We start from the raw sequence: 25,571 nt of genomic DNA, 5'->3' as shown, positions 1-25,571 counted from the left end.
GTTCACCGTCGACGACCACGTCGGCACCACCCCAATGGAGTACCCCGCAGTGAAGAGTGCGCTCGAGACCCTCAGCCCGACCCGGGTCAAGATGACCGTCGAGGTCCCGTTCGAGGAGCTCAAGCCGAGCCTCGATGCGGCCATCAAGCACATCGGTGAGCACATCCAGGTTCCCGGCTTCCGCAAGGGCAAGGTCCCGGCCCGCATCATCGAGCAGCGCGTCGGTCGCGCGGCCGTCCTCGAGGAGGCCGTGAACAACGCCCTCCCGACCTTCTACGGCCAGGCTCTCGAGGAGAACTCGGTGCGCCCGCTCGGCCAGCCCGAGATCACCGACCTCAAGGTGCCCGCCTCCGACGGCGAGGACTTCACGTTCACCGCCGAGGTCGACACGCGCCCCGAGATCGACCTGCCCGACTTCAGCGACATCGAGCTGACCGTCGACGAGGCCAAGGTCGAGGACGAGGCCGTCGAGCAGCGCCTCACCGACCTGCGTGCCCGCTTCGGCACGCTCAAGGGTGTCGACCGCGCCGTCCAGGACGGCGACTTCGTCTCCATCGACCTGTCGGCCGAGATCGACGGCGAGCAGATCGACTCGGTCACCGGCGTCTCCTACGAGGTCGGCAGCAAGAACATGCTCGAGGGCCTCGACGAGGCGCTCATCGGCATGACCGCCGACGAGACCAAGAACTTCACCGCCCCCCTCGCCGGTGGCGACAAGGAGGGCCAGGACGCCGACTGCACCGTGACCGTCACCGCGGTCAAGGAGCGCGAGCTGCCCGAGCTCGACGACGAGTTCGCCCAGCTGGCCTCCGAGTTCGACACCCTCGACGAGCTCAAGGCCGACCTCACCGCCAAGGCCGAGGTCGACGCGAAGTTCGCCCAGGGCGTCGCCGCCCGCGACAAGCTGCTCGAGGCCATCCTCGAGAAGATCGAGGTCCCGATCCCCGAGAGCGTCGTCGAGGCCGAGGTGCACAGCCACCTCGAGGGCGAGGGTCGTCTCGAGGACGACGAGCACCGCGCCGAGGTCGACGAGAGCACCCGCAAGGGCCTCAAGACCCAGCTCGTGCTCGACGCCATCGCCGAGAAGGAAGAGGTCAAGGTCGAGCAGCAGGAGCTCATCGAGTTCCTCGTCATGAGCTCGCAGCAGTACGGCATGGACCCGAACCAGTTCGCGCAGTCGCTCGACCAGGACGGCCAGATCCCCGCGATGGTCGCCGAGGTCGCCCGCCGCAAGGCGCTCGCGACGGTCCTCGAGAAGGTCTCCGTCAAGGACACCGCCGGCAACACCATCGACCTCAACGAGTCCGTTCCGGGCACCGAGGGCGACGAGCTCGTCGAGATCGAGGAGATCGACGACGAGGCCGAGGACGCCCAGAGCACCGAGAGCACCGGGAGCACCGAGAGCACCGAGAAGGCCGACGCCTGAGCGTCCCTCCTGCACGCCACTGGGCCGGCTCCCGCACGGGAGCCGGCCCGGTGCCGTCTCCGGGCCCGGCCCACCGCAGGAGCGGTGGTTCCCGAGCCCCGGCCCGTGGGTACGTGTGTGCTGGTCCTCGGTCCGTCGAGGGCCACCAAGCGTGACCTGGACGAAGGAGCCGAGATGACCGCGTACGACGACCTGACCGACTCGAGCCCTGAGAGCCCGCCGTCGACCGAAGCGGAGTCGCTCGCCGACCAGCCGGGCGGCGCGGCACAGACGCCCAGCGGGATCGGTGGCAGCGACGTCCAGGTCGACCCGTCGGGCGACCCCGGTGGCGACGCCGACCTCGGTGACGGGCTGGGCGGTGCCGACGACGAGACCAGCGCCGGGCCCGGCGTCGACAGCTCGGACGCCGACCGGGGCAACCTCGATGGCAGCACTGCCGGAGAGACGTCCCGGGAGCAGTCGCTCGACGACGCAAGCGACGCCGTGCGTGAGCCGTCCGGCGCGAGCGCCGACGCCGTCGGCGGAGACGACCTGTCGTCCTACACCGACGCCGGAGACTCCGGGCAGGACAACGGCCTCAACGAGTAGGCCACGCATCCCCCGAGCCCCCGCCCGACGGCATACGTCGGCGGGGTCTCGTGCGTCCGGTTGCGCGTCATCCGCTCAAGCTTGTGCGCTCACGGCGAACAGAGTGCGGTTCGGGAAATCTGGTCCGGGGGTCGGGCGTTAGGGTCAGTGACGAGCCAGTCGGCGCCGCATCCCGCGGCGAGAGGCTGGACCACTTCGACGATGGAGACTTGGGTGACTTCGGAGACCTCCGCCAACGGCAACGGCATGCCGGGTGGTCTGGACGACCACATCTACAACCGCCTGCTCAAGGAACGCATCATCTTCCTCGGGTCCGACGTCCGCGACGACAACGCGAACGCCATCGCCGCGCAGCTGCTGCTGCTCTCGGCCGAGGACCCCGAGAAGGACATCTGGCTCTACATCAACAGCCCCGGTGGGTCGATCTCGGCGGGAATGGCCATCTTCGACACGATGAACTGGATCCCCAACGACGTCGCGACCGTCGCCATGGGCATGGCCGCCTCGATGGGCCAGTTCCTGCTGTCGGCCGGCACCAAGGGCAAGCGCTACGCCACGCCCCACGCCCGCGTCATGATGCACCAGCCCTCGGGCGGCATCGGCGGCACCGCCACGGACATCAAGATCCAGGCCGAGCAGATGCTCTACGTCAAGAAGCAGATGGCACAGCTCATCGCCGAGCACACCGGCCAGACGGTCGAGCAGATCGAGAAGGACTCCGACCGCGACCGCTGGTTCAGCGCGGAGGAGGCCAAGGAGTACGGCTTCGTCGACCACGTCTTCAGCCGGTCCGACCAGGCGGTCGAGGGCAAGGGCGTCGGCCAGGCCGACGCCAAGGGCGAGAACTGACCGCGGCCTGAACAGGACTTGGAGACCACACACATGAACATCGAACCCACCAACCGCCTTGCGGTCCCGGCCCCGTCGAGCCGCTACATCCTGCCGCAGTTCGAGGAGCGCACCTCCTACGGCATGAAGCGGTCCGACCCCTACAACAAGCTCTTCGAGGACCGCATCATCTTCCTCGGTGTGCAGGTCGACGACGCGTCGGCCGACGACATCATCGCCCAGCTGCTCGTGCTGGAGTCGCTCGATCCCGACCGCGACATCCTCATGTACATCAACAGCCCGGGTGGCTCGTTCACCGCCATGACGGCGATCTACGACACGATGCAGTTCGTCCGGCCCGACATCCAGACGTTCGTCATCGGTCAGGCCGCGTCGGCCGCGGCGGTGCTCCTCGGCGCCGGCGCGCCGGGCAAGCGCTACGCCCTGCCGAACTCGCGCATCCTCATCCACCAGCCGGCGCTCTCGGGCGGCGACTACGGCCAGGCCTCCGACATCGAGATCCAGGCCAACGAGGTGCTGCGCATGCGCACCTGGCTCGAGGACACGCTCGCCGGCCACACGGGCCGCACGTCGGAGCAGGTCCGCAACGACATCGAGCGCGACAAGATCCTCTCCGCCGAGGACGCCAAGGAGTACGGCCTCATCGACGAGGTGCTCGCCTCGCGCAAGGCCTCCCTCGAGGTCTGAGCCTCGTGCGCCCACGGGCGACCCCGTATGCCGCCGGGCCCGGTCACCTGACCGGGCCCGGCGGCATACCTGCTTGGATGGGGGCTCCTGACGTCGAGGGTGGAGGTCCAGTCATGGCGAGTGCGGAGTTCGAGCAGGCGGTCGAGGCGGTCAAGGGGCTGACCGACGACCCGGGCAACGACGTGAAGCTGAGGCTCTACGGCCTGTTCAAGCAGGTGACCGAGGGGGACGTCAGCGGCTCCCGGCCGGGTTTCACGAACCCCGTCGGGCGCGCGAAGTACGACGCCTGGGCCAAGCTCTCCGGCACGTCGCAGGAGGCGGCCGAGGAGCAGTACGTCGCGATCGTCCGCGACCTCAGCGCAGGCTGAGCGCCACCGACGTACGCTTCGCCCCATGAGGGCGTATGCCGTTCGGGTCGTCGCGGTGCTCGGCCTCGCCCTCCTGGGGGTGACCGGGGGAGCGGCGCCCCGTGCCGTCGCGTCCTCGTGCGTGCAGCAGGACCCGGCGGCGGTGGCACGTGAGGCCGACGTCGTCGTCACCGGCCGCCTCACCGAGGTCGGCGAGGCCGCGGCGGACCGCCACCCCGTTCCGGTGCTCTGGACGATCGAGGTGCTCAGCGTCCACCGCGGTCAGGCGCCGCAGACGCTCTACGTCGAGGCGAGCGGCAACACGCTGGCCGACCCCGGGTCGCGCTACGTCATCCCGCTCCGGCAGGTCGGTGACCGTCTCGTCGTGAACGACTGCGCGGTCTACCCGTTCGGCACCACCGAGGCCGAGGCGACCATCGCGACGGCGGGAGCCGCGCGCGCGCCGGCCGTCGCCGACTCGCTGCTCGGCAGCACCCCGCCCGACATCCCGGGCACGGGTCCGTGGTGGTCCAGCCCGCTGGGGCTGGTGGGGGTCGCCGTTGGCGGCCTGCTCGTGCTCGTGGTCGGCCTCGTGGTCGCCCTGCTGACCGGCCTCGCGGTGGGCGGCAGGCGACGTGCGCGACCCTCGGATCGGGCGTCGGACCGGCGGGATTCGGCTGGAACCCCGTTCAAGTGACACCGGCGTCGTTTGTCCGCCATCAGCGGACAAACGGCGTTGCGCGAGCGGGGGCACACCCCTCCGTCGTCTAATAGGAGTCGGCCCCTAGGTTGGGGTCGGCCGGGTGCACCTCAGCGTTCGGCGCCGACGGACCAGGAGCGAATCGGTGGCACGCATCGGAGAAGGCGGAGACCTCCTCAAGTGCTCTTTCTGCGGAAAGAGCCAGAAGCAGGTCAAAAAGCTCATCGCCGGCCCCGGGGTGTACATCTGCGACGAGTGCATCGACCTCTGCAACGAGATCATCGAGGAGGAGCTCGCCGAGAGCAGCGAGCTGGGCCTCGACCACCTGCCGAAGCCCCGCGAGATCTTCGACTTCCTCGAGAACTACGTCATCGGTCAGGACGTCGCCAAGAAGTCGCTCGCCGTCGCCGTCTACAACCACTACAAACGCATCCAGGCCGGTGAGGGCGTCAAGCGCGACGACGACCACGTCGACATCGCGAAGTCCAACATCCTGCTCATCGGGCCCACCGGTTCGGGCAAGACCTACCTCGCGCAGACCCTCGCGAAGATGCTCAACGTCCCCTTCGCCATCGCCGACGCCACGGCGCTGACCGAGGCCGGCTACGTCGGCGAGGACGTCGAGAACATCCTGCTCAAGCTCATCCAGGCCGCGGACTACGACGTCAAGAAGGCCGAGACGGGCATCATCTACATCGACGAGGTCGACAAGATCGCCCGCAAGAGCGAGAACCCGTCGATCACCCGCGACGTCTCGGGCGAGGGCGTGCAGCAGGCGCTGCTCAAGATCCTCGAGGGCACCACCGCGTCGGTGCCGCCGCAGGGCGGGCGCAAGCACCCGCACCAGGAGTTCATCCAGATCGACACGACCAACGTGCTCTTCATCGTCGGCGGCGCCTTCGCCGGTCTCGAGAAGATCATCGAGTCGCGGTCCGGGCGCAAGGGCCTCGGCTTCGGCCAGCCGTTGCACAACCCCAAGGACCTCGGCGACAGCTTCCAGGACGTCATGCCGGAGGACCTCCTGAAGTTCGGGCTCATCCCCGAGTTCATCGGCCGCCTGCCCGTCCTCACCACGCTCGCGCCGCTCGACCAGCAGGCCCTCGTCAACATCCTCACGGTGCCGCGCAACGCGCTCGTGAAGCAGTACCAGAAGATGTTCGAGATCGACGGTGTCGACCTCGAGTTCACCGAGGACGCCATCGCGGCAGTGGCCGACCAGGCGCTGCTGCGCGGCACCGGCGCCCGCGGCCTGCGCGCGATCATGGAGGAGGTCCTCCTCCCCGTGATGTTCGACGTGCCCAGCGACGACGAGATCGCGCGGGTCGTCGTGACCCGCGAGGTCGTGCTCGACAACGTCAACCCGACGATCGTGCGCCGCGAGGCCGAGCCGCGCGCCAAGCGCCAGCGCAAGGAATCTGCCTGACGCCCACCGCCGCGTGCGCCCAGCCCACGTGACCGGAGGCCGACGCGATGCACGCACCCTTCCGCCTCGTCGCGGGTGACCACGCGCCCGTGCAGCAGACGTCGACGACGTGCGGGTCGGCGTCGCTGACGATCGCCCGCATGCTCGTGAACCCGGCGTTCGCGGCGTGGATCCGTGACGGCATACGCAAGGACGCCCGTGAGGGGGACCTGCCCGACACCGGCACCGAGGCGCAGCGGTTCGCCGCCTACGAGCAGGTCGTCGCGGCACGCACGAATTCGCTGGTCGGGGCCGGCCGCCGGCTGCAGCTGCCGTGGCCGCGGGCGCTCGGCACCCCTCCGTGGGGCGCTCTGAACGAGCTCGAGCTCGGTGCGTCCGACCCCGAGGCCGACTACGAGGTGGCCTGGTTCCGCCAGCGGGGGCGGGTGGGCCTCGCGCACACGTACGCCGACCTGCGGGCCCGGGTGCGCGCCGGCCGTCCCGCGCTGCTCTACGTCGGCAGTGCGTGGGCGCCGCGCCACGTCGTGCTCGTCATGCCCGCGACGGGCGAGCAGGAGCTCGACGTCTACGAGCCGTCGGTGGGGCGGGTCGTCGACCTGCCGCAGCACGCGTTCGTCGAGAAGCGCCTGCAGGTCGGTGGCTGGAACCATCCCTGGGCCGCCGTCTGGGCACGATCGAAAGAGCGATCCGTCCCCCGGTGACACGCGACCACGGGGTCGCACGGGCAGGGACGGATCGCTCTTTCGATGGGGAGTCAGCCCATGTGGGCGGGGGCTGCTCCGTCGCTCGCGAGCTCCTTGTGGCGCACGTTGAGCGCGACGAGGGTGATGACGCCGCCGACGGCGATCATGATCGCGGCGACGAGGTAGGCCCGGCTCGCGCCGTAGGTGAAGGCCTCGTCGGAGATCATCTTCTGCGCGGCCGCGAGCTGCTCGCGGGTCGGTGCGGGACCACCCTGCGGCAGCTTCGCCGTCAGCTCGGCGACCTTGTCGTTGAGGTTGTTGACGAAGATCGTGCTCAGCGTCGCCAGGCCGATCGTGCCGCCGACCTGCTGCATCGTGTTGAGCACCGCCGACGCGACCGACGAGTCCTCGTGGGCCACGCCGTGCACGGCGGTCAGCGTGAGCGGCACGAAGATGAGGCCCAGGCCGAACGCGAGGACGACGATCCACGGCAGGAGGTCGGCGGCATACGTGCTCTGCGGCGTGAGATGGGTGAAACCCCACATGCCGAGCGTCGCGAACGCGGCGCCGGCGCCGGAGATCCATCGCGGGTCGACCCGCGCGATGAGGAACGACGCGACCTGCGCCGCGACGACGATGCCGACCGAGAAGGGCAGGAACGCGAGGCCCGACTTGAGCGGGGAGTAGCCGAGGATGTTCTGGATGTAGATGCCGAGGAAGTAGAACATGGCGAACATCCCGGCGCCCACGACGAGCATCACGAAGTACGAGGTGCCGCGCGTGCGGTCGCCCGGGATGCGCATGGGCAGGAGCGGGTGCGCGACGCGGGTCTCGATGACGACGAAGGCCACGAGCAGCGCCGCGCCGATCGCGAGGTAGGTGACGGTCGTCGCGTCGCCCCACGACGTGCTCGCCGCGTGGGTGAGGCCGTAGACGAGGGCCGACAGACCGGCGATCGAGGTGATCGCCCCGGGGATGTCGAGGGAGCCCCGGCCGTCCTCGGACTCGGTGAGGATGCGCTGCGCGAAGACGGCGACGAGCACGCCGATCGGCAGGTTGATGAAGAAGTTCCAGCGCCAGTCGACCTCGGTGAGCGCGCCACCGAGGATGAGACCGATGGCGGCGCCGGCGCCCGACATGGCGGCGAAGACGCCCATCGCGCGGTTGCGCTCCTTGCCGGCGGGGAAGGTGGTCGTGATGAGCGCGAGCGCGTTCGGGGCGGCGAGCGCGCCGCCGAGACCCTGCACGGCACGGGCGGCGAGCATCATCGCCTCGTTCTGGGCGACGCCGGCCACGAGCGAGGCCAGCGTGAAGAGCACGATGCCCCAGACGAACATGCGGCGCCGGCCGTAGAGGTCGCCGAGGCGGCCGCCGAGCAGGAGCACGCCGCCGAACGCGAGCGTGTAGATGGTGACGACCCACTGGAGGTTGGCCTGGCTGAACGCCAGGTCGGTCGCGATGTGGGGGAGTGCGATGTTCACGATCGTGCCGTCGAGCACGATCATGAGCTGGGCGGCGCAGATGACGATCAGCGCGAGGCCGAGCCGCCGGGGCGGGGTGTCGTGCGAGGTGAAGTCGCCCGTGGGCTCTCCCACCTGCAGCGATGTGGTCGAAGACATGGGGTTCCTCTCGGGAGCACGCCTCGGGCGTGCGGAACGGATGCGCCGTGGCGCGTGCGGGATCGGCGCGCGGCGACGTCGGCGGGCGCGATGGGGCCGGCCGAGGCCGGCGGGTGGTGTGGTCGGGCCGGTGGTGCGTGTGGTGCGTGTGGTGCGGTGGTGCGTGTCGTGCTTTGGTGCGGTGGTGCTGTTGGTCGGGTGCCCGGTCAGCGCGCCTCGGGCGCGGGGGCGAGGGTGGCGGCGCAGGCCGGGAGGACGACGGCGTCGACGAACTCGGCGATGCGCTCCGGCCCCGGCCGCCTCCCCGAGAGCAGCGCCTCGTGGATCGACAGGGACGGCAGGATCATGAGCAGGGTGTCGAGGTCGGCGTCGGCGCCCACCTCGCCCCGGCCCCGGGCGTTCTCGAAGACGGTGCGGGCGGCCGCGATCTTCGGGGCCACGAACCGCTCGTGGATGCCGCGGGCCAGCTCGGGCTCGCGGTGGATGACGGGGAGCAGGGCGCTCCACGTGCCGAGGACGACCTCGTCGTCGAGGCCGCCGTCGGCGCACGCCTGTGCGAGCAGGTCGCCACGGAGCGAGCCGGTGTCGGGGTCCTGCTCGGCAGGACAGTCGACGAAGAGGCCCACGGCGTCGATGACCAGGTCACGCTTGTGCGGCCAGCGCCGGTAGAGCGTCGCCTTGGACGCCCGCGCCGCCGTGGCCACCGCATCGAAGGTCAGTCGGTCGTAGCCGAGGTCGCGCAGCACGTCGATCGCCGACTCGAGGATCTCGACCTCGCGGTCGCCGGCCACGCGAGGGCGACTGGCGGGCTGCGCCCCGGTCGCGTCTGCGCTCGTGCTCATCCCGTCCTCACTCTCCGATGGATGAAACGAAACTGTTTCGTTTCATCCGAAGAGTAGATCGCGTCTCACCGAAGTGCAAGCGCCTTCCGTCCCGGACCCGGGGGAAGGGGATTCACTGGTGCTCGAGCGGCGGGCTCGTGCGCATGAGCCAGACCGCGACCGACACGCCGAGCAGACCGATCACGTATGCCGCCGGGCTGAGCGGGTTCGAGCGCCCGGCCAGCAGCCCCGCGAGCAGTGTGACGGGCACGGCCGCGAGGAAGGCCACCCAGGTGTGGCGCAACCAGCGGCGGCCGGTGCGCGTCGTGAACGAGCCGGCCGGCGGCGACGACGCGGACAGGGCCGTGGCCGCGTGGCCCACCACGCATCCCGCCGCAGCGGGCAGCGACCACCACGAGAAGGAGCCGGCAGGGGTGAGGGTGAACCATCCGAACAGCAGCAGTCCCCAGTAGAGGAGCGGCGCGGCCGAGCCGGCCCACATCATCGTCAGCAACGGCAGCAGGACGAGGGACCACCAGACGGCGTCGAAGCCGCCGGCGGCGAGCCACAGGCTGACGAGGTAGACGAGCACGCCACCCATCGCCGCGGCCGTCGCGCCGAGCTGGCTGAGGGACCACTCGGGGCCGGAGCCGAAGCTGAGCGTGCGGCGCACCGGGTGGACTGCCGGGTGGGCGTCCGGGTGCCCGTCGGGCGTCCGGGGCCCGATCGGTGCCTGGGGCACGGTCATCGCCTCGCCATCCGGGGCGCGGAGGCGCGGCGCGCGATGTCGCGCAGCACGTTGTCGAGCGACCCGGGGCCGCGCCACGGCACGACCGGCACGCCGCGCATCCGGAGGTTGTGCACGTCGGCCTCGCGCCCGAGCAGTCGGATGCGCCACGCGAGCGCCTGGTAGATGCTCTTCGGGTCGTGCACCAGATGGTCGGGGAAGGTGTCGACGACGACGACCGTCATGCCGCGGGCGGCGAGCGTGTGCGCCAGCTTCACCATGGTCGCCTCGACGAGCGGCGACAGCACGAGGCAGAGGGCCGCCGGGTCGACCCCGCGGATCGCGTGCTCGCCGGTGTCGCGCCGCTCGGTCGCCGGCACGATCGTGGCGAGCGTGTCGAGGACGCGCCGAAGGTGGTTCGTCCCGGAGCCGACCCCCAGGGTGGGCACCTCGGCAGCGCCGACGGTGCGCAGGGTCAGCCGGTCGTTGCTGCGCAGGAAGTGCTCGCTGATCGCGCCCGCCGCCCGCACGGTGACGTCGAGGCTCGTCGGGCGCCCGTCGATGCCCTCTCGGGGGCCGAGGTCGCTGAAGCAGTCGACGAGCAGGAAGACGTGGGCGTCCTCGTCGGTGAACGTCGATGCCACGTGCAGGGTCCCCGTGCGCATCGAGACCGGCCAGTGGATCCGGCGCAGCCGGTCGCCAGGGTGGAACGGGCGGATCGTGTTGAACTCGGACCCGGAGCCGGGCCGGTTGGAGCGGTTGAGGCCGACGATCCCCCGGGGGTGCGGCGTCGGCGCGCTCGCGTCGAACGCGGCCGGCACCGGGAGCGTGGCCGCGTCGAGGTCGGGCAGGTCGACCGGCCCGGCCCGGAACGCTCCCCACGAGCTGAACAGGGTGATGCTCACCGTGCCGATGCGGCGACGACCCCACCGGGTCGAGCGCAGACCGATGGTGGCCGACCCGTCGTCGAGCTCGGCGATGCCGCTCGACGGCTTGCGGTCCATCCACGGGACGCGCGCGACGGTCACGACCCCGTGCACGTCGGGCATTTCCGGTTCCGTGTGCACGTAGAGGCCGGTCACCGACCCCTCGCGCAGGGTCGACTCGCCGAGCCGGGCCGTCCCGGTCACCTCGGCGCGGGGCCGGGTCAGGTGCCCCCAGACGGCGGCCACGACGAGGGGCGTGACGATGACGAGCAGGTCGGGGCGCCGGCCCAGCACCGCGGTGACCGCGCCCGCGGACCCCAGCAGGATCGCCCGCTGGTGGGCAGCCGTCGGCTCCCACGTGCCGAGTCGGCGCGAGGAGGTGCGATGGGGGCGCCAGCTGGTCACGGCCGGTCAGCCCGCCGACGGGCCCGGCACCACGGCCTCGCGTGCCGACGGCGTCGCCACCGTGCGCAGCAGGCTCTCGACGACCGCCGCCCCCGAGGCGTTGCTCATCCACAGCTCCGGCTTGACGGTGATGCGATGGGCCAGCACCGGCACGGCCACCGCCTTGACGTCCTCGGGGGTGACGTAGTCGCGACCGTCGACCACGGCATACGCCCGGGAGCAGAGCAGCAGGCCGAGCGCACCGCGCGGCGAGGCGCCCATGAGGACGTCGCCGTGGCCACGCGTTGCGGCGGCGAGGGCGACGCAGTAGCGGCCGACCGACTCGTCGACGACGGTCGCCTCGATCGCGGCCTGCATCTGCAGGAGCGTCTCGGCGTCGACGACGGCCCGCAGCTGCTGCTCCTCCTGCTGCCGCGCCATCCGGTTGGCGAGGATCTGCCATTCCTCGTCGAGCGAGGGGTACCCGAACGAGATGCGCATGAGGAAGCGGTCGAGCTGGGCCTCGGGCAGGGGGTAGGTGCCCTCGTACTCGACGGGGTTGGCGGTGGCGAGCACGTGGAAGGGCCGGGGGAGCTGGAAGGTGCGACCCTCGACGGTGACCTGCTTCTCCTGCATCGCCTCGAGCAGGGCCGCCTGCGTCTTCGGAGGCGTGCGGTTGATCTCGTCGGCGAGGAGCAGCCCGGCGAAGAGCGGGCCCGCGCGGAACTCGAAGTCGCCCGCCCGCTGGTCGTAGATGAACGAGCCCGTGATGTCGCCGGGCAGCAGGTCGGGCGTGAACTGGGCCCGCTTGAACTCCAGCCCGAGGGTCTGCGCGAAGCTGCGGGCGGCCAGCGTCTTGCCGAGGCCGGGGAAGTCCTCCATGAGCACGTGGCCCCCGGCGAGGATGCCGGCGAGCACCAGGCGCAGCGCCTCGTCCTTGCCGACGACGGCGCGTCCGACCTCGTCGAGGACCGCGCGGCTGCGCTGGCTGACGCGGGAGAGAGGCATCACGGGCATGTCGGTCATGGTCACCACTGCTCGATTCGTCGGAGGATGGGGTCGAGTCGCTGCGGACGGTAGAGGTCGGTCGGCGGCAGCCCCACGAGGAGGTCCCAGAGGTCGGGCGGCGTGACCCCCTGGGCCCACTTCGGCTCCTCCTCGGCGATGATGCCGTGCTTGGCGAAGAGCCGTTCGCGGATGAGCACCTGCAGCTGCAGGTGCAGGTCGTGGACGAGCGACTCGCGGCCCTCGCCCCGGGTGTCGGCGGCCTCGAGCCGGCCGGCGAGGTTGGCCACCCGGAAGTCGTTGCCGCGTCCCAGGCTGCCGAGCTCGCTGTCGACGAGTGGCCAGACGGTGAGGTGCTGCGGCGCCGTGTGGTCGAGCACCTGCCAGACGATCAGCGCCACGGCGACCAGGATCGCGAGCAGGCCTGGCACGTCGGGCTGCAGGCCCAGGGCGGCAGTGAGCAGGGCGATCCCCGCCCACACGGCCACGAGGCCCGCGAGCCGCCGCTTCCACGGCCGCAGCGCCTCTCGGAGGGCGGCGATGGTCGCCGTCCGCACGCTCACGGCGCCCCCTCGTCGGGTCGGCCGACCCCACGCGCGGACGCCCCGGCACCGTTCGTCGAGCTGGCACGTGCCGACTCGGCGACGCTCGCCTGCTCGTCCGCGACCCGCTCGAGGTCGGCGATGAGGATTCGGAGGTCGCCGATCGCCCGCGCGCGGTGCCCCTCGCCCAGCGGGTGCACCGAGAAGCGCGCCTCACGGTAGAGAGCCGCGAGGTCGGCGAGGCGCTCGCGGTCGACCGCCCACACGGTGATGACGCGTTCGGTGTACTCGGTCGACGTCTCGGCCGCCTGTCGCGGCAGGCCCGTCGCAGCCGCGGACCCCTCGAGGTCGAGCCAGGCCGCGACGATGGCGTTGCGGGGCTCACCGGACTCGAGGTCGCGCAGCCGCTCCCGCGCCGCCTCGAGGAGCTCGGCAGGCACGAGCGGCACGGCGAAGGTCGGCTCCTCGTGCACGACCAGGTGCGGCTTGCGCAGCAGTGCCACGAGCAGCCGCGCGAAGGCGAGCAGCACGACCAGGACCGTCCCCACGAGGAAGATCTGCACGAGGGCGATGAGGAACGGCGAGGGCTCGAAGGGAGCCGTGTCGGTGGTGACCGTTGCGGACGGCAGGGCGTTCGTGTCGAAGGTCCGCGTCGCGGTGGGCACCGGGGGGACCGTCGGTACGAAGGCGGACGGCCTCGACAGGAGCGGCAGCGGGCGGCCGGTGGACGCCACGACCAGTGCGGCCATGACGACGGCACCGACGGCGATGCTCAGCTGCACCCCCCGCCTCGACATGCGCGAAACCCTATGCCAGCGAGGTCGCGCCCACCCGGATTGGCGTCAGATCGTTGCCGTCCCGAGAGGTCGGGACGGCAACGAGGGGTCGTTCACGCCTTGGCGGGCGACTTCTCGACGGGGACGAGCTCGGCGTCACGCACCTCGACGGAGTCGCCCTCGGCGTACGTGAGCTCGCTGATGCGACCGCTCGCGCGCAGGTCGGCCTCGGCGGCACGGATGCGCTCGACGGAGGCGGCCGGCGCCACGAGGGTCATGGTGCGCACCTCGGCGCGCATGCCGACCTTGGCCTCGGACTTGACCTTGCGGACGCCGGCCAGGGCCGCACCGACCGCGGGCAGCACCGCGGCGTCGCCGCCGGACGGCAGCTCGTCGCGCGTCGGCCAGGACTGGCGGTGCACCGAGCCCTCGCCGAACCACGACCAGACCTCCTCGGTGGCGTAGGGGATGAAGGGCGCGAGCAGGCGCAGCAGCGTCTCGAGCGCGAGGCGCAGCGCGGCGCGGGCGCTTGCCGCCGCCTCGTCACCCTGACCGCCGTAGGCGCGGTCCTTGACGAGCTCGAGGTAGTCGTCGCAGAAGGTCCAGAAGAAGGTCTCGGTGACCTCGAGCGAACGCGTGTAGTCCCAGCCCTCGAAGCCCTGCGTCGCCTTCTCGACGACGTCGGCGAGCGCCGCGAGCATCGACAGGTCGAGGGGGTTCGTGACCGCGGAGCGCAGGTCGCCCGACACGTCACCGAAGCCGAGAGCGAACTTGCTCGCGTTGAGCACCTTGATCGCGAGCCGGCGCCCGACCTTCATCTGGCCGGTGTCGTAGGCGGCGTCGGTGCCGAGGCGACCGGAGGCCGCCCAGTAGCGCACGGCGTCGGCGCCGTTGGCCTTGACGACGTCCTCGGGCGTCTCGGCGTTGCCCTTGGACTTGCTCATCTTCTTGCGGTCGGGGTCGAGGATCCAGCCGCTGATGGCGGCGTGGCGCCACGGTGCGACGCCGTGCTCGAAGAACGACCGCGTGACGGTGGCGAAGAGCCACGTGCGGATGATGTCGTGCCCCTGGGGGCGCATGTCGTAGGGGAAGATCGAGCCGAACAGCGACTCGTCGGAGCCGAGGCGCTCGCCGTCGGGGGCGCCCTCGCGCACCGGCCAGCCGGCCGCGATCTGGGGCGTCAGCGACGACGTGGCCCAGGTGTCCATGATGTCGGGGTCGGCGACGAAGCCACCGGGCACGCCACGCTGCGACTCGTCGTAGCCCAGCGGCACGTCGACCTGCGGGTCGACCGGGAGCGACGCCTCGGGGGCGACGATGGGGTGGTCGTAGTCGGTCTCGCCCTCGGCGTCGAGCGGGTACCAGACCGGGAACGGGACGCCGAAGAAGCGCTGGCGCGAGATGAGCCAGTCACCGTTGAGGCCCTCGACCCAGTTCTTGTAGCGCGAGCGCATGAAGGCGGGGTGGAAGTCCACGGCGTCGCCCATGCCGACGAGCTTGCCGCGGAGGGACTCCTCCCGGCCACCGTTTCGGATGTACCACTGGCGCGACGTGACGATCTCGAGCGGCTTGTCGCCCTTCTCGTAGAAGTTCGCCTTGCGCTGTGTCTTCTGCGGCTCGCCGTCGAGGTCGCCCGACTCGCGCAGCGCCGCGACGACGGCCTCGCGGGCGCTGAAGGTGGTCTTGGTGGCGAGCGACTCGGCGTAGAGGGCCTCGCCCGGGCCGCCGGCGATCCACTCGGGGGTCTCGGCCTGCAGGCGGCCGTTGCGGGTGATGAGCGAGCGGATCGGCAGCTGCAGCTCGCGCCACCACATCACGTCGGTGAGGTCACCGAACGTGCAGCACATGGCGATGCCGGCGCCCTTGTCCATCTCGGCGGCGGGGTGGGCGAGCACCGGCACCTCGACGCCGAAGAGGGGCGAGGTCACGGTCGTGCCGAAGAGCGGCTGGTAGCGCTCGTCGTCAGGGTGCGCGATGAGGGCCACCACCGACGGGATGAGCTCGGGACGGGTCGTCTCGATGTGGACGGGCTCGCCTCCCGCGCGGTGGAACGCCACCCGGTGGTAGGCGCCCGGGTAGTCGCGGGCCTCGAGCTCGGCCTGCGCCACCGCGGTCTGGAACGTCACGTCCCACAGGCCCGGTGCCTCGCTCTGGTAGGCCTCGCCGCGCTCCAGGTTGCGCAGGAAAGCCTGCTGCGCGACGGCGCGCGAGCGCTCGTCGATGGTGCGGTACGTGATGTTCCAGTCGAGCGAGAAGCCGAGGCGGCGGAAGAGCGACTCGAAGGTGACCTCGTCCTTGACGGTGAGGATGTCGCAGAGCTCGATGAAGTTCTTGCGGCTGATCGCCTGCTGGTCGGCCGGCTTGATCGCCTTGCCCTTGGCGTCGACGCCCTCGGTGAACGGCGGCTCGTAGCCCTCGACGTAGGGCAGCGTCGCGTCACCGCGCACGCCGTAGTAGTTCTGCACACGACGCTCGGTCGGCAGCCCGTTGTCGTCCCAGCCGATCGGGTAGAAGACCTCGAAGCCCTGCATGCGCTTGTAGCGCGCCATGCAGTCGGTGTGCGTGTAGGAGAACACGTGCCCGACGTGGAGCGAGCCGCTGGCCGTCGGTGGTGGGGTGTCGATGGCGAAGACCTGGTCGCGCGGCGCGGCGAGCGCCTTGGCGCGGTCGAACGAGTAGGTGCCCTCCTGCGCCCATACCTGCATCCACTTCTCCTCGAGGCCGTCGAGCGAGGGCCGCTCGGGGATCCGAGAGTCGGTGGTGGCGGGTGCGTCAGTCATGCGCCCAATCCTTCCATGGGCGAGAGGGTGCCCTCGACCGGCTTTCAGGGCGTATGCCGTCCCGCCGGGTGAGCGGCTGCGTTCCGTGTCCGCCGTCGCCCGTCCCGTCAGAAGTCGCAGCCGGGCAGGTCGCAGCCGTCGAGCCCGTCGCCGCACCCGGACAGACCCTCGAACGAGAAGAGCGAGTCGGTGGCGTCGGTGAAGCCGTCGACGCCGTCGAAGACGTCGCCGACGTCGAGATCGCCCAGGTCGCCCGCGGCGTCGCCGAAGTCCGTCAGGGCGTCGCCGAGGGAGACGTCGCCGCCGTCGCCGCCGAAGTCGTACCAGTCGAGCCCGTCGACGTAGTCGGTCCAGTGGCTGTCCTTCGCCAGCTCGCGCAGCAGCCCTGCGAAGTGGCCGGTCAGGCCGAACGCGACGGCATACGGCAGGTAGCTGCTGAGCAGGGCGCGCTTCTCCTCGAAGCGGAGGCGGTCGGCCTCGGCGGTCGCGAGGTACTCGCGAAAGCCGAGCGCCTGGATGCGCAGCGCGCTGCCCTCCGCGGTGCGCGGCGTGCGCGCCCCGCCCCAGCGGGCGAGGGTGACGAGGGCGAGGACGAGTCCCACGAGCAGCGGCGTGAGGGACCAGTCGTGCGCGTCGGCGAGGTCGGTGGCGAGGACGACCGCCGCGACGAGGGTGAGGGGGACGAGCACGACGAGGCCGACCGCTCGGGTGCGTCCGTTGCGGGCCCGCGGGTGCCGGGCGTACCAGCCGCGGTCGACGACCTCGCGGTAGAGGCCGACCTGGGCCTCGCGCATCGTCATCGCGAACGAGCCCTCGAGGCTTGAGAGCCGCACGGTGTCGCGCCCCTCGAAGAGTCGGTCCAGGAGCAGCTGCTCGAAGGCCGTGGGTGACTCGGCGGGCGGACTGGCGGCTCGACGCAGCTCCCAGTCCCGGGGCCGGCCCCGACCCGTGTCCGTGGCCCGGTCGGCCGAGCCGGGCTCGGGGTCGCGCTCGCGGCTGGCGTCGGCGCCGACCTCGACGATCCGGAACCAGCCGCGCACCGCGAGGTCGACCACCGTCGCGCTCACGTCGTGGGCGTGCGCGACGCCGTCCACGACCGTGCCGACGACGCCGGGCCGCACGTCGCGTGGGGGAGCGAAAGCGGGGGCGACCACGCCCGACCACTCCCCGCCTCGCACCCGGTGGCGAGGGGCGTGGGCCGGGTCGTCGGGCACCAGCCCGGGGGTGACGGCGTCGAACACCTCGTCGCGGCCGCGCCACCACTTGACGAGGACGACGAGACCAGCCAGCGCGAGCGGCACGAGCCCGAGGGCCGTGGCACCCACGAAGGTCTGGCGGTCCACGAGGGCCGGCGCGGCGGCATACGCGCCGGCCTGCCCGACCATCGGCCCGACCCCCGGCCAGGTGATGCTCATCACGTCGTCCCCTGTCGTCAGCCGGGGCCCGCGAGGCGCGCGGGGCCACCGGCGTGCCGAAGCGTAGCCGCGCAGGGCAGAGTGTCCCCATGGAGCCCGTCTACTCGTCCGTCATCGGCTTCGCCCGCGGGGTGTTCGCCATGCAGGGACTCAAGTTCACCATCCTCGGCGACGACAACGTGCCGCGCACCGGCGGCGCCGTCATGGTCGTCAACCACACGGGCTACATGGACTTCGCCTACGCGGGCCTCGCGGCGCAGAAGTCGGGCCGGCTCGTGCGGTTCATGGCCAAGGACGGCGTGTTCTCGCACCCCGTCAGCGGCCCCCTCATGCGCGGCATGAAGCACATTCCCGTCGACCGCACCGCGGGGGCGGCGTCGTATGCCGCCGCCGTCGACGCGCTCAAGGCGGGGGAGATCGTCGGGGTCTTCCCGGAGGCCACGATCTCGCGCTCGTTCGAGCTCAAGGACTTCAAGACGGGCGCTGCCCGGATGGCCGCCGAGGCCGGGGTGCCGATCCTCCCCGTGGTCATCTGGGGCTCGCAGCGGGTCTGGACCAAGGGGCACCCGAAGCGCCTCGGGCGCACCAACGTGCCGATCATCATGTCGGTCGGCGAGCCCATCCCGGTCGCCGCCGACGCCGACCCCGAGGAGGTGACCGCCCGCTACAAGGCGGTCATGGCGCACATGCTCGACGTCGCCCGGGCCGCCTACGAGCCGCTCACCGGTCCCGACCTCAAGTACCTCCCGGCGAGCATGGGCGGCACCGCCCCGACGCTCGCCGAGGCGACCCGGCTCGACGAGGCCGAGTCGGCCGAGCGGCAGCGTCGCGCCGACGAGCGGCGCGGCTTCTCGTCCGAGGCGTGACAGGGGCACCTCCGCCGCGCCGGTAGCCTTCCGGGCATGGCTCGTCAGGCACGTCAGCGCGTCCCCGAGGGTCCGGCCCCGGACCCCGCGGTCCAGAAGCTCCGGATCCGCTACACGAAGCGGGGGCGCCTGCGGTTCACCTCGAGCCGCGACTTCCAGCGTGCGCTCGAGCGCGCCCTGCGCCGCGCGGACGTGCCGATGGCGTTCTCCGCGGGCTTCCACCCGCACCCGAAGATCAGCTATGCGAACGCCGCGGCCACGGGCACGGCGAGCGAGGCGGAGTACTTCGAGATCTCGGTGACGCAGCGCGTCGACGTCGAGTCGGTGCGGGAGGCGCTGGACGAGGCCCTTCCCGACGGCATCGACATCCTCCAGGTCGTCGAGGCGGCGCCCGGCGCGCTCGCCGACCGCCTCGAGGCGAGCGACTGGGTGCTCGAGTTCGCGGGGCTCCCCGTCGAGGTCCTCGAGACCGCCGTCCAGGCGTTGCTGGCCCGCGACACGGCCGAGGTGACACGCATGACGAAGTCGGGTCCGCGCACCTTCGACGTGCGTGGATCCATCGTGTCGGCACGCGTGACGACCTCTGCCGACGCGCTCACGGACGTCGTGGCGACTCACGTTGTCGGCGACGACTGTGCGATACTGCGCATGGTCGTACGGCACACCACACCTGCTGTACGCCCCGACGACATTCTGACCGCGCTGCGTGAGATCGCCGACCTGCAGCCTCCGCGTCCGCCACTGGTGACGCGTCTGGCGCAGGGACCGCTCGACACCGCAACCGCGAGGGTGACCGACCCGTTGGAATGACCCACCAGGTCATGACGGCGAAGCGGTTGCCGACGAGAACGCCGACGGCATTCGATCACGGGGCCGCGCCCAGCGCGAACCGTTTTCGGGTGTAGCGAGACGACTTCCGTCCCGCCGCACTCGCGGCGCGACGACTGCAACCGCACTCGTGCGGTGTTGACGGCCCCGGCCGGCGTGTGGGTCACACCGCACCTGACGGGAGACTGCCTGATGGCACCCAACGACAACACCAACGGCGAGAACTCCGGCGAGGGCTTCGGCGAGAGCGTCCGCGACAGCGCGGGCGACGACACGCTGTTCGCGGCCGAGAAGGCCCCCCGTCGTCGAGCCACGCGCCGCACGACGAAGAAGGCAGCCGCCGCCGAGCCGGCCCTCGAGCCGGCACCCGTGCAGGAGGCGGAGGCCGCTGCCGAGGCCGGTGGTCAGGTCGGTGACACCGGAGCGGCGCCTGCGGAGGCCGCCGACACCACCGACACCACCGACACCACCGACACCACCGACACCAAGCGTCCGGCCCGCAAGCGCGCCACTCGCAAGAAGGCCGCCGACGCCGGTGAGGTGGCACCGGCCGCGAAGGCGACCTCGAGGCGCGGATCCCGCACCACCAAGGCAGACCGTGCCGCCGCGGCCCTCGAGGAGCTCATGGCAGAGGTGGGGTCCTCCGACCCCGCCGAGGCGCCGACCGACGCCGTGGCCGAGCGCCTGACCGAGGGCCTGACCGAGGGCCTGACCGAGACACAGACCGAGGCGCCCACGGACGCACCGCTGGACCCCGCGTCGCTCGTCGACGTCGAGGCGCTCGACGAGACGGAGGAGCCCGAGGCGATCTTCGGCGCGAAGGGCAGCGACGACTCGGGCGACGACGACCGCCCCGCGGCGGTGGTCCCCAGCTTCAGCGTCCTCTTCCAGGCCCCCGACGCGTCCAAGGCGGCGCCGACCCGACGCCGCCGCGCGGCCTCCGCGCCCGAGCAGGCTCCCCAGCCTGCCGAGGCCGCCGAGGACGCCGAGGACGTCGAGGAGGTCGAGGAGCCGCAGGCCGCCGACGAGCGGGGCCCAGTCGACGAGCAGCCCGACGACGACGCCCCTCGACGCTCGCGCCGCCGTCGTGGTGGCAAGGGCCGCCGGGGTCGCGCCTCCGACGAGGACGAGTCGCAGGACCAGACAGCTGACGAGGCCGACGACGAGGGCGGTTCGCGCCGCTCCTCCGCCGATGCGGGAGACCGCGACGAGTCCGACGTGGAGTCGGCCGGCGACTCGGCCGATGGCGAGGGCGAGGGCGACGACGAGGGTGGCTCGAGCCGCCGTCGCCGGCGTCGTCGCCGTGCGGGCTCCTCCTCCGACGCGGGTGACGACAGCCCCAACGTGTCCACCCGCCTGCGCCAGCCGCGGGCCCAGAGCGACGAGCCGGTGGCGGTCAAGGGCTCGACCCGCCTCGAGGCCAAGAAGCAGCGCCGCCGCGAGGGCCGCGAGGCCGGGCGTCGCCGCACGATCATCACCGAGGCCGAGTTCCTCGCCCGCCGCGAGGCCGTCGACCGTGTCATGGTGGTGCGCAACAAGGACGGTCGCACCCAGATGGGTGTGCTCGAGGACGGCGTCCTCGTCGAGCACTACATCGACCAGGCCACGAACGTGTCGATGGCCGGCAACATCTACCTCGGCCGCGTCCAGAACGTGCTGCCCTCGATGGAGGCCGCCTTCGTCGACATCGGCAAGGGTCGCAACGCCGTGCTCTACGCCGGTGAGGTCAACTGGGATGCCGCCGGTCTCGAGGCCAACCAGCCCAAGCGCATCGAGAACGCCCTGAGCTCCGGCCAGACGGTGCTCGTCCAGGTGACGAAGGACCCCATCGGCCACAAGGGCGCGCGTCTGACCTCGCAGATCTCACTGCCCGGCCGCTACCTCGTCTACGTGCCCAACAGCTCGATGACCGGCATCAGCCGCAAGCTGCCCGACACCGAGCGGGCGCGCCTGAAGAAGATCCTCCGCGAGGTCGTCCCGGACTCGGCGGGCGTCATCGTGCGCACCGCGGCCGAGGGGGCGAGCGAGGAGGAGCTGCGCGCCGACGTCGAGCGCCTGACGCGTACGTGGGAGGACATCCAGGCCAAGGCCGAGGCCTCGTCGACCCCTCGTGCCGGCAAGAGCAAGGGCAAGAAGAAGAACGGCGGCTCGGGCTCCGCGACCGGCGGCGGCCAGGCCCCGATGCTCCTCCACGGCGAGCCCGACCTCACGGTGCGCGTCATCCGTGACGTCTTCAACGAGGACTTCAAGCAGCTCGTCGTCGCCGGCGACCAGGCGTGGAACGAGATCCACCCCTACATCAGCGCAGTCGCTCCCGACCTCGCCGACCGCGTCACGAAGTGGACGGCGGAGGAGGACCTCTTCACGCACCACCGCGTCGACGAGCAGCTCTCCAAGGCGATGGACCGCAAGGTCTGGCTGCCCAGCGGTGGCTCGCTCGTCATCGACCGCACCGAGGCGATGACGGTCGTCGACGTCAACACCGGCAAGTTCGTCGGCTCGGGTGGCAACCTCGAGGAGACCGTCACCAAGAACAACATCGAGGCGGCCGAGGAGATCGTGCGCCAGCTCCGGCTGCGCGACATCGGCGGCATCATCGTCATCGACTTCATCGACATGGTGCTCGAGAGCAACCGCGAGCTCGTCGTCCGGCGCCTGCTCGAGTGCCTCGGCCGTGACCGCACCAAGCACCAGGTCGCCGAGGTCACCTCGCTCGGCCTCGTCCAGATGACGCGCAAGCGGGTGGGCTCGGGCCTCATCGAGGTCTTCTCCGAGACGTGCGAGCACTGCAACGGGCGCGGCTTCATCATCCACGCCGACCCGGTCGACCGCGGCGCGCACCAGCACGAGTCCGGCCAGGGCGACGGGGGCGGCAGCAGCAGCCGCCGGCGTGGGCGCGGTCAGGGCGGTCAGGGTGGCGGCCAGGGCGGTCAGGGCGGCAGCTCGTCCGGCGGCAACCAGGGCTCCGGTCAGGGCGGCTCGCAGGGCAACGGCCAGCAGGCCCCCGGCCACGCCGAGAGCAAGCCGAGCGGGCCCACGGCGGCGCAGATCGCCGCGGCTGCCCACGCGGCGGCGCTCAAGAGTGCCTCGGGCCAGCCCGCCGGTGAGGCGGCCGAGGAGGCCATCGCCGAGGTCAAGGCGGAGGTGGCAGCCGAGGTCGCAGCCGGGGCGAAGGCCGACGGGCACCCGCACGCGTTCCCCGAGGACTCCGGGCCCTGGTCCGGTGACGACGCCCACGAGGGTGCGTCCGACGACCAGGCCACTCAGGGTGACTCGCACGTCGAGCTGGAGTCCGACGTCACCGACGAGACGCCCACCGAGACGCCCACCGACACGCCCACCGAGACGCCCACCGACACGCCCACCGAGACGCCCACCGAGGAGCCGGCCGAGGTGCCCGTCGCCGCGTCGGTCGACTCGCAGGGCCCGACCCGGGTCGAGGCCGTCGTGGACGTGCAGCCGGCAGCGCGTGGCCGACGTCGTCGCGGCCGGGTGGTGGCCCCTGCCGGGCCGCCGCGTGCGACCGGTGGGTCAGGCCCGTCGAGCCAGGCCTGACCTCGGTTTGGAGCTGGGCCGTCCCAGCCGGTAATCTTGTTCCTTGGTGCGCCCACCGGGCCCGTGTTGACGGGCCGGTGCCGAAAGCGGCGTTCCGAACCCTGATGAGAGAGTGAGTTTCACTGTGTACGCGATTGTTCGCGCTGGCGGTCGCCAGGAGAAGGTGTCGGTGGGCGATGTCCTGCTCGTCGACAAGGTGACGGGTCAGCCCGGCGATGCCATCGAGCTCACGCCGCTGCTCCTCGTTGACGGCACGACCGTCACGTCCGACGCCGACAAGCTGTCGAAGGTGTCGGTCAAGGCCGAGGTCGTCAAGGCCGCCAAGGGCCCCAAGATCGTCATCATGAAGTACAAGAACAAGACCGGCTACCGCAAGCGTCAGGGCCACCGTCAGCCGCTGACCCAGGTCAAGATCACTGACATCACCGCGTGATCGACGCCTGACCGGCTCGGCACAGAACCTCTCAAGGAGTAACTGACATGGCACACAAGAAGGGTGCGTCCTCGACCCGCAACGGTCGCGACTCGAACGCACAGTTCCTCGGCGTCAAGCGTTTCGGTGGCCAGAAGGTCAACGCGGGCGAGATCCTCGTCCGTCAGCGCGGCACGCACTTCCACCCGGGTGAGGGTGTCGGTCGCGGTGGCGACGACACGCTCTTCGCCCTCGTCGCCGGCGCCGTCAAGTTCGGCACCAAGCGCGGCCGCAAGACGGTCAACATCGAGCAGGTCGAGACCGCCGCTGCTGAGTGATCACCTGATCACGCACTGAGCTTTCTTCGGAAGGGCGGGCCCGCGTGGCCCGCCCTTCCGCCTTTCCCGGCCCACCCGGCATACGTCATCGCGTATGCCGGTGGGCCACCCTGATCTGGAAGAGTGACCTCCCATGGCAGTGACCTTCGTCGACCGCGTGGTGCTGCACCTCAGCGCCGGAGCGGGCGGGCACGGTGTGGCCTCCGTCAAGCGCGAGAAGTTCAAGCCGCTGGGCGGCCCTGACGGCGGCAACGGCGGCCGGGGCGGCTCCGTCATCCTGCGGGTCGACCCGCAGTCGACGACGCTGCTCGAGTACCACCGCCACCCGCACCGCAAGGCCGGCAACGGCGCGCCGGGTGCCGGCGATGAGCGCAACGGCGCCGACGGTGACGACCTCGTGCTTCCCGTGCCGGAGGGGACCGTCGTCAAGGACCGCTCGGGCGAGGTCATCGTCGACCTCGTCGGCATGGGCACCGAGCACGTCATCGCCGCGGGCGGCCGTGGGGGACTCGGCAACAAGGCTCTGGCCAGTGCCCGGCGCAAGGCTCCGGGCTTCGCCCTGCTGGGTGAGCCGGGCGAGGACGTCGAGGTCGTGCTCGAGCTGAAGTCGCTCGCCGACGTCGCCCTCATCGGGTTCCCGAGCGCGGGCAAGTCCTCCCTCGTGTCGGTGCTGTCGGCGGCCAAGCCGAAGATCGCCGACTACCCGTTCACCACGCTGGTGCCGAACCTCGGCGTCGTGACGGCCGGTTCGAGCCGGTTCACGATCGCCGACGTGCCGGGTCTCATCCCGGGCGCCCACGAGGGCAAGGGCCTGGGCCTCGAGTTCCTGCGCCACGTCGAGCGCTGCTCGGTGCTCGTGCACGTCATCGACTGCGCGACGCTCGAGCCGGGCCGCGACCCGATGACCGACCTCGACGTCATCGAGAAGGAGCTGTCGCTCTACGTGCCCGACGCCTCGCTCGGTGGCCGACCGCTGTCCGAGCGCACCCGCATCGTCGTGCTCAACAAGGCCGACGTCCCCGAGGCGCGCGAGCTGGCCGAGATGGTCAAGCCCGACCTCGAGGCGCGCGGCATCGAGGTGTTCATCGTCTCGGCGGTCGCCCACCAGGGCCTGCGCGAGCTCACCTTTGCGATGGCCCGGCACGTGGACCAGGCGCGGGCCGAGATCGAGGCCGAGGCGGCGGTGCCGAAGCGGGTCGTGCTCCGGCCGAAGTCGGTCGACGACAAGGGCTTCGCCGTCACGAAGGAGAACGGCCCCGACGGCGTCTTCTTCCGCGTCACCGGCGACCGCCCGGTCCGCTGGGTGCGCCAGACCGACTTCAGCAACGACGAGGCCGTCGGCTACCTCGCCGACCGCCTCGGGCGGCTCGGCGTCGAGGACGAGCTCTTCAAGGCCGGGGCCGTCGCGGGCGACACCGTCGTCATCGGCGCGACCGACGATGCCGTCGTCTTCGACTGGGAGCCGACGCTGCAGGCGGGTGCCGAGCTGCTCGGCTCGCGCGGCACCGACCTGCGCCTCGCGGAGTCCTCGCGTCCGACCCGTGACGAGAAGCGCGAGGCCCAGCGCGACCGCTACGCCGCGCGAGCCGCGACGCAGGAGGAGCTCGAGGCCGAGCGCCGCTCGGGCCTGTGGCATCTCGCCGCCGACTCCGACGACGGCGACGCCTGACGGGAAAGCGCGCACTCGACGCCAACCCCACTCGAGTGCTCACTTCCTGACGGCATGGCCCCGTCGCGTGCTCAGTTCCTGAGGCTTGGGTTCATGGGGTGGGTGCAACACCCTGGGCTGAGGTGGGGTTGCGGTGAGGGTTGGCAGCAGAGGCAGCTCAGGGGTGAGTGCTGCGACGCGCTCGCTGTTCTGGGCGAGTGTGCGG

23 protein-coding genes are annotated in these 25,571 nt (G+C 71.4%); 14 read left to right on the top strand and 9 right to left on the bottom strand.

The annotated features are described in order from the left end of the window. Positions 1-49 precede the first annotated feature (49 nt). From tig to ACXR8F_RS21040, 8 genes are all read left to right on the top strand, one after another. Positions 50-1,426 carry a trigger factor gene (tig, locus tag ACXR8F_RS21075; RefSeq protein ID WP_458803519.1) on the top strand — a complete coding sequence of 459 codons (1,377 nt, stop codon included), beginning with the start codon at positions 50-52 and terminating at the stop codon, positions 1,424-1,426. A 174-nt stretch (positions 1,427-1,600) separates the two neighbouring features. Then, entirely contained in the window at positions 1,601-2,014 is a 414-nt protein-coding gene (locus tag ACXR8F_RS21070; protein ID WP_458803517.1) for a hypothetical protein, read from the top strand. A gap of 201 nt (positions 2,015-2,215) precedes the next feature. Beyond that, entirely contained in the window at positions 2,216-2,863 is a 648-nt protein-coding gene (locus ACXR8F_RS21065) for an ATP-dependent Clp protease proteolytic subunit (protein ID WP_045190128.1), read from the top strand. Between the two features lie 33 nt (positions 2,864-2,896). Then, positions 2,897-3,550, top strand: coding sequence for an ATP-dependent Clp protease proteolytic subunit (locus tag ACXR8F_RS21060; protein ID WP_045190126.1), 654 nt, complete (start codon positions 2,897-2,899; stop codon positions 3,548-3,550). 113 nt (positions 3,551-3,663) lie between these two features. Continuing rightward, entirely contained in the window at positions 3,664-3,918 is a 255-nt protein-coding gene (locus tag ACXR8F_RS21055) for an acyl-CoA-binding protein (protein ID WP_045190124.1), read from the top strand. Positions 3,919-3,943: 25 nt separating this feature from the next. Next, complete coding sequence (locus ACXR8F_RS21050) at positions 3,944-4,594, top strand: hypothetical protein (RefSeq protein WP_458803514.1); 651 nt, start codon at positions 3,944-3,946, stop codon at positions 4,592-4,594. A gap of 148 nt (positions 4,595-4,742) precedes the next feature. Beyond that, positions 4,743-6,020 (top strand): ATP-dependent Clp protease ATP-binding subunit ClpX, encoded by a 1,278-nt coding sequence (clpX, locus tag ACXR8F_RS21045; protein ID WP_458803512.1) that lies wholly within the window; start codon positions 4,743-4,745, stop codon positions 6,018-6,020. A 47-nt stretch (positions 6,021-6,067) separates the two neighbouring features. Then, positions 6,068-6,721, top strand: a complete 654-nt coding sequence (locus ACXR8F_RS21040; protein ID WP_458803510.1) for a hypothetical protein — start codon at positions 6,068-6,070, stop codon at positions 6,719-6,721. A 53-nt stretch (positions 6,722-6,774) separates the two neighbouring features. Here the strand turns inward: ACXR8F_RS21040 and ACXR8F_RS21035 are convergent, their stop codons facing one another. The 9 genes from ACXR8F_RS21035 to ACXR8F_RS20995 all read right to left on the bottom strand — a co-directional run bounded on the left by ACXR8F_RS21035 (position 6,775) and on the right by ACXR8F_RS20995 (position 17,698). Continuing rightward, complete coding sequence (locus ACXR8F_RS21035) at positions 6,775-8,322, bottom strand: DHA2 family efflux MFS transporter permease subunit (protein WP_458803508.1); 1,548 nt, start codon at positions 8,320-8,322, stop codon at positions 6,775-6,777. Positions 8,323-8,528: 206 nt separating this feature from the next. Further along, positions 8,529-9,164: a TetR/AcrR family transcriptional regulator gene (locus ACXR8F_RS21030; protein WP_052677202.1), complete on the bottom strand. Its 636-nt coding sequence runs from the start codon at positions 9,162-9,164 to the stop codon at positions 8,529-8,531. A gap of 112 nt (positions 9,165-9,276) precedes the next feature. After that, the gene (locus tag ACXR8F_RS21025) at positions 9,277-9,885 is read right to left on the bottom strand and encodes a hypothetical protein (RefSeq protein ID WP_458803506.1); all 609 of its coding nucleotides are present in this window, start codon (positions 9,883-9,885) and stop codon (positions 9,277-9,279) included. 2 nt (positions 9,886-9,887) lie between these two features. Continuing rightward, positions 9,888-11,201: a DUF58 domain-containing protein gene (locus tag ACXR8F_RS21020; protein WP_458803504.1), complete on the bottom strand. Its 1,314-nt coding sequence runs from the start codon at positions 11,199-11,201 to the stop codon at positions 9,888-9,890. Positions 11,202-11,207: 6 nt separating this feature from the next. Continuing rightward, complete coding sequence (locus ACXR8F_RS21015; RefSeq protein ID WP_045190333.1) at positions 11,208-12,206, bottom strand: AAA family ATPase; 999 nt, start codon at positions 12,204-12,206, stop codon at positions 11,208-11,210. Between the two features lie 2 nt (positions 12,207-12,208). Next, on the bottom strand, positions 12,209-12,748 hold the full coding sequence (locus ACXR8F_RS21010) for a hypothetical protein (protein ID WP_458803502.1): 540 nt from the start codon (positions 12,746-12,748) through the stop codon (positions 12,209-12,211). Beyond that, positions 12,745-13,524: a DUF4129 domain-containing protein gene (locus tag ACXR8F_RS21005; RefSeq protein WP_458803500.1), complete on the bottom strand. Its 780-nt coding sequence runs from the start codon at positions 13,522-13,524 to the stop codon at positions 12,745-12,747. Before ACXR8F_RS21005 ends, ACXR8F_RS21010 begins: the two co-directional genes overlap by 4 nt. Positions 13,525-13,616: 92 nt before the next feature. Further along, positions 13,617-16,283 carry a valine--tRNA ligase gene (gene valS / locus ACXR8F_RS21000; RefSeq protein ID WP_458803498.1) on the bottom strand — a complete coding sequence of 889 codons (2,667 nt, stop codon included), beginning with the start codon at positions 16,281-16,283 and terminating at the stop codon, positions 13,617-13,619. A gap of 107 nt (positions 16,284-16,390) precedes the next feature. Beyond that, on the bottom strand, positions 16,391-17,698 hold the full coding sequence (locus tag ACXR8F_RS20995) for a DUF2207 family protein (RefSeq protein WP_458803496.1): 1,308 nt from the start codon (positions 17,696-17,698) through the stop codon (positions 16,391-16,393). Positions 17,699-17,787: 89 nt separating this feature from the next. On the opposite strand from ACXR8F_RS20995, the gene ACXR8F_RS20990 reads away from it, so the two are divergent. From ACXR8F_RS20990 to obgE, 6 genes are all read left to right on the top strand, one after another. Further along, positions 17,788-18,564, top strand: coding sequence for a lysophospholipid acyltransferase family protein (locus ACXR8F_RS20990; RefSeq protein WP_458803494.1), 777 nt, complete (start codon positions 17,788-17,790; stop codon positions 18,562-18,564). Between the two features lie 36 nt (positions 18,565-18,600). Beyond that, the gene (locus tag ACXR8F_RS20985; protein WP_045190105.1) at positions 18,601-19,374 is read left to right on the top strand and encodes a TIGR03936 family radical SAM-associated protein; all 774 of its coding nucleotides are present in this window, start codon (positions 18,601-18,603) and stop codon (positions 19,372-19,374) included. A 210-nt stretch (positions 19,375-19,584) separates the two neighbouring features. Beyond that, entirely contained in the window at positions 19,585-22,947 is a 3,363-nt protein-coding gene (locus ACXR8F_RS20980; RefSeq protein ID WP_458803492.1) for an Rne/Rng family ribonuclease, read from the top strand. A 124-nt stretch (positions 22,948-23,071) separates the two neighbouring features. After that, positions 23,072-23,380 (top strand): 50S ribosomal protein L21, encoded by a 309-nt coding sequence (rplU, locus tag ACXR8F_RS20975; protein WP_045190103.1) that lies wholly within the window; start codon positions 23,072-23,074, stop codon positions 23,378-23,380. A gap of 47 nt (positions 23,381-23,427) precedes the next feature. Next, entirely contained in the window at positions 23,428-23,697 is a 270-nt protein-coding gene (rpmA, locus tag ACXR8F_RS20970; RefSeq protein ID WP_045190101.1) for a 50S ribosomal protein L27, read from the top strand. A gap of 133 nt (positions 23,698-23,830) precedes the next feature. Further along, positions 23,831-25,366, top strand: a complete 1,536-nt coding sequence (obgE, locus tag ACXR8F_RS20965) for a GTPase ObgE (protein ID WP_458803489.1) — start codon at positions 23,831-23,833, stop codon at positions 25,364-25,366. Positions 25,367-25,571: the final 205 nt, after the last annotated feature.

Source organism: Terrabacter sp. AAH1, assembly GCF_054456855.1.
Note: the sequence above shows the minus strand (reverse complement) of the source record. Positions and strands in the feature narration are given on the sequence as shown.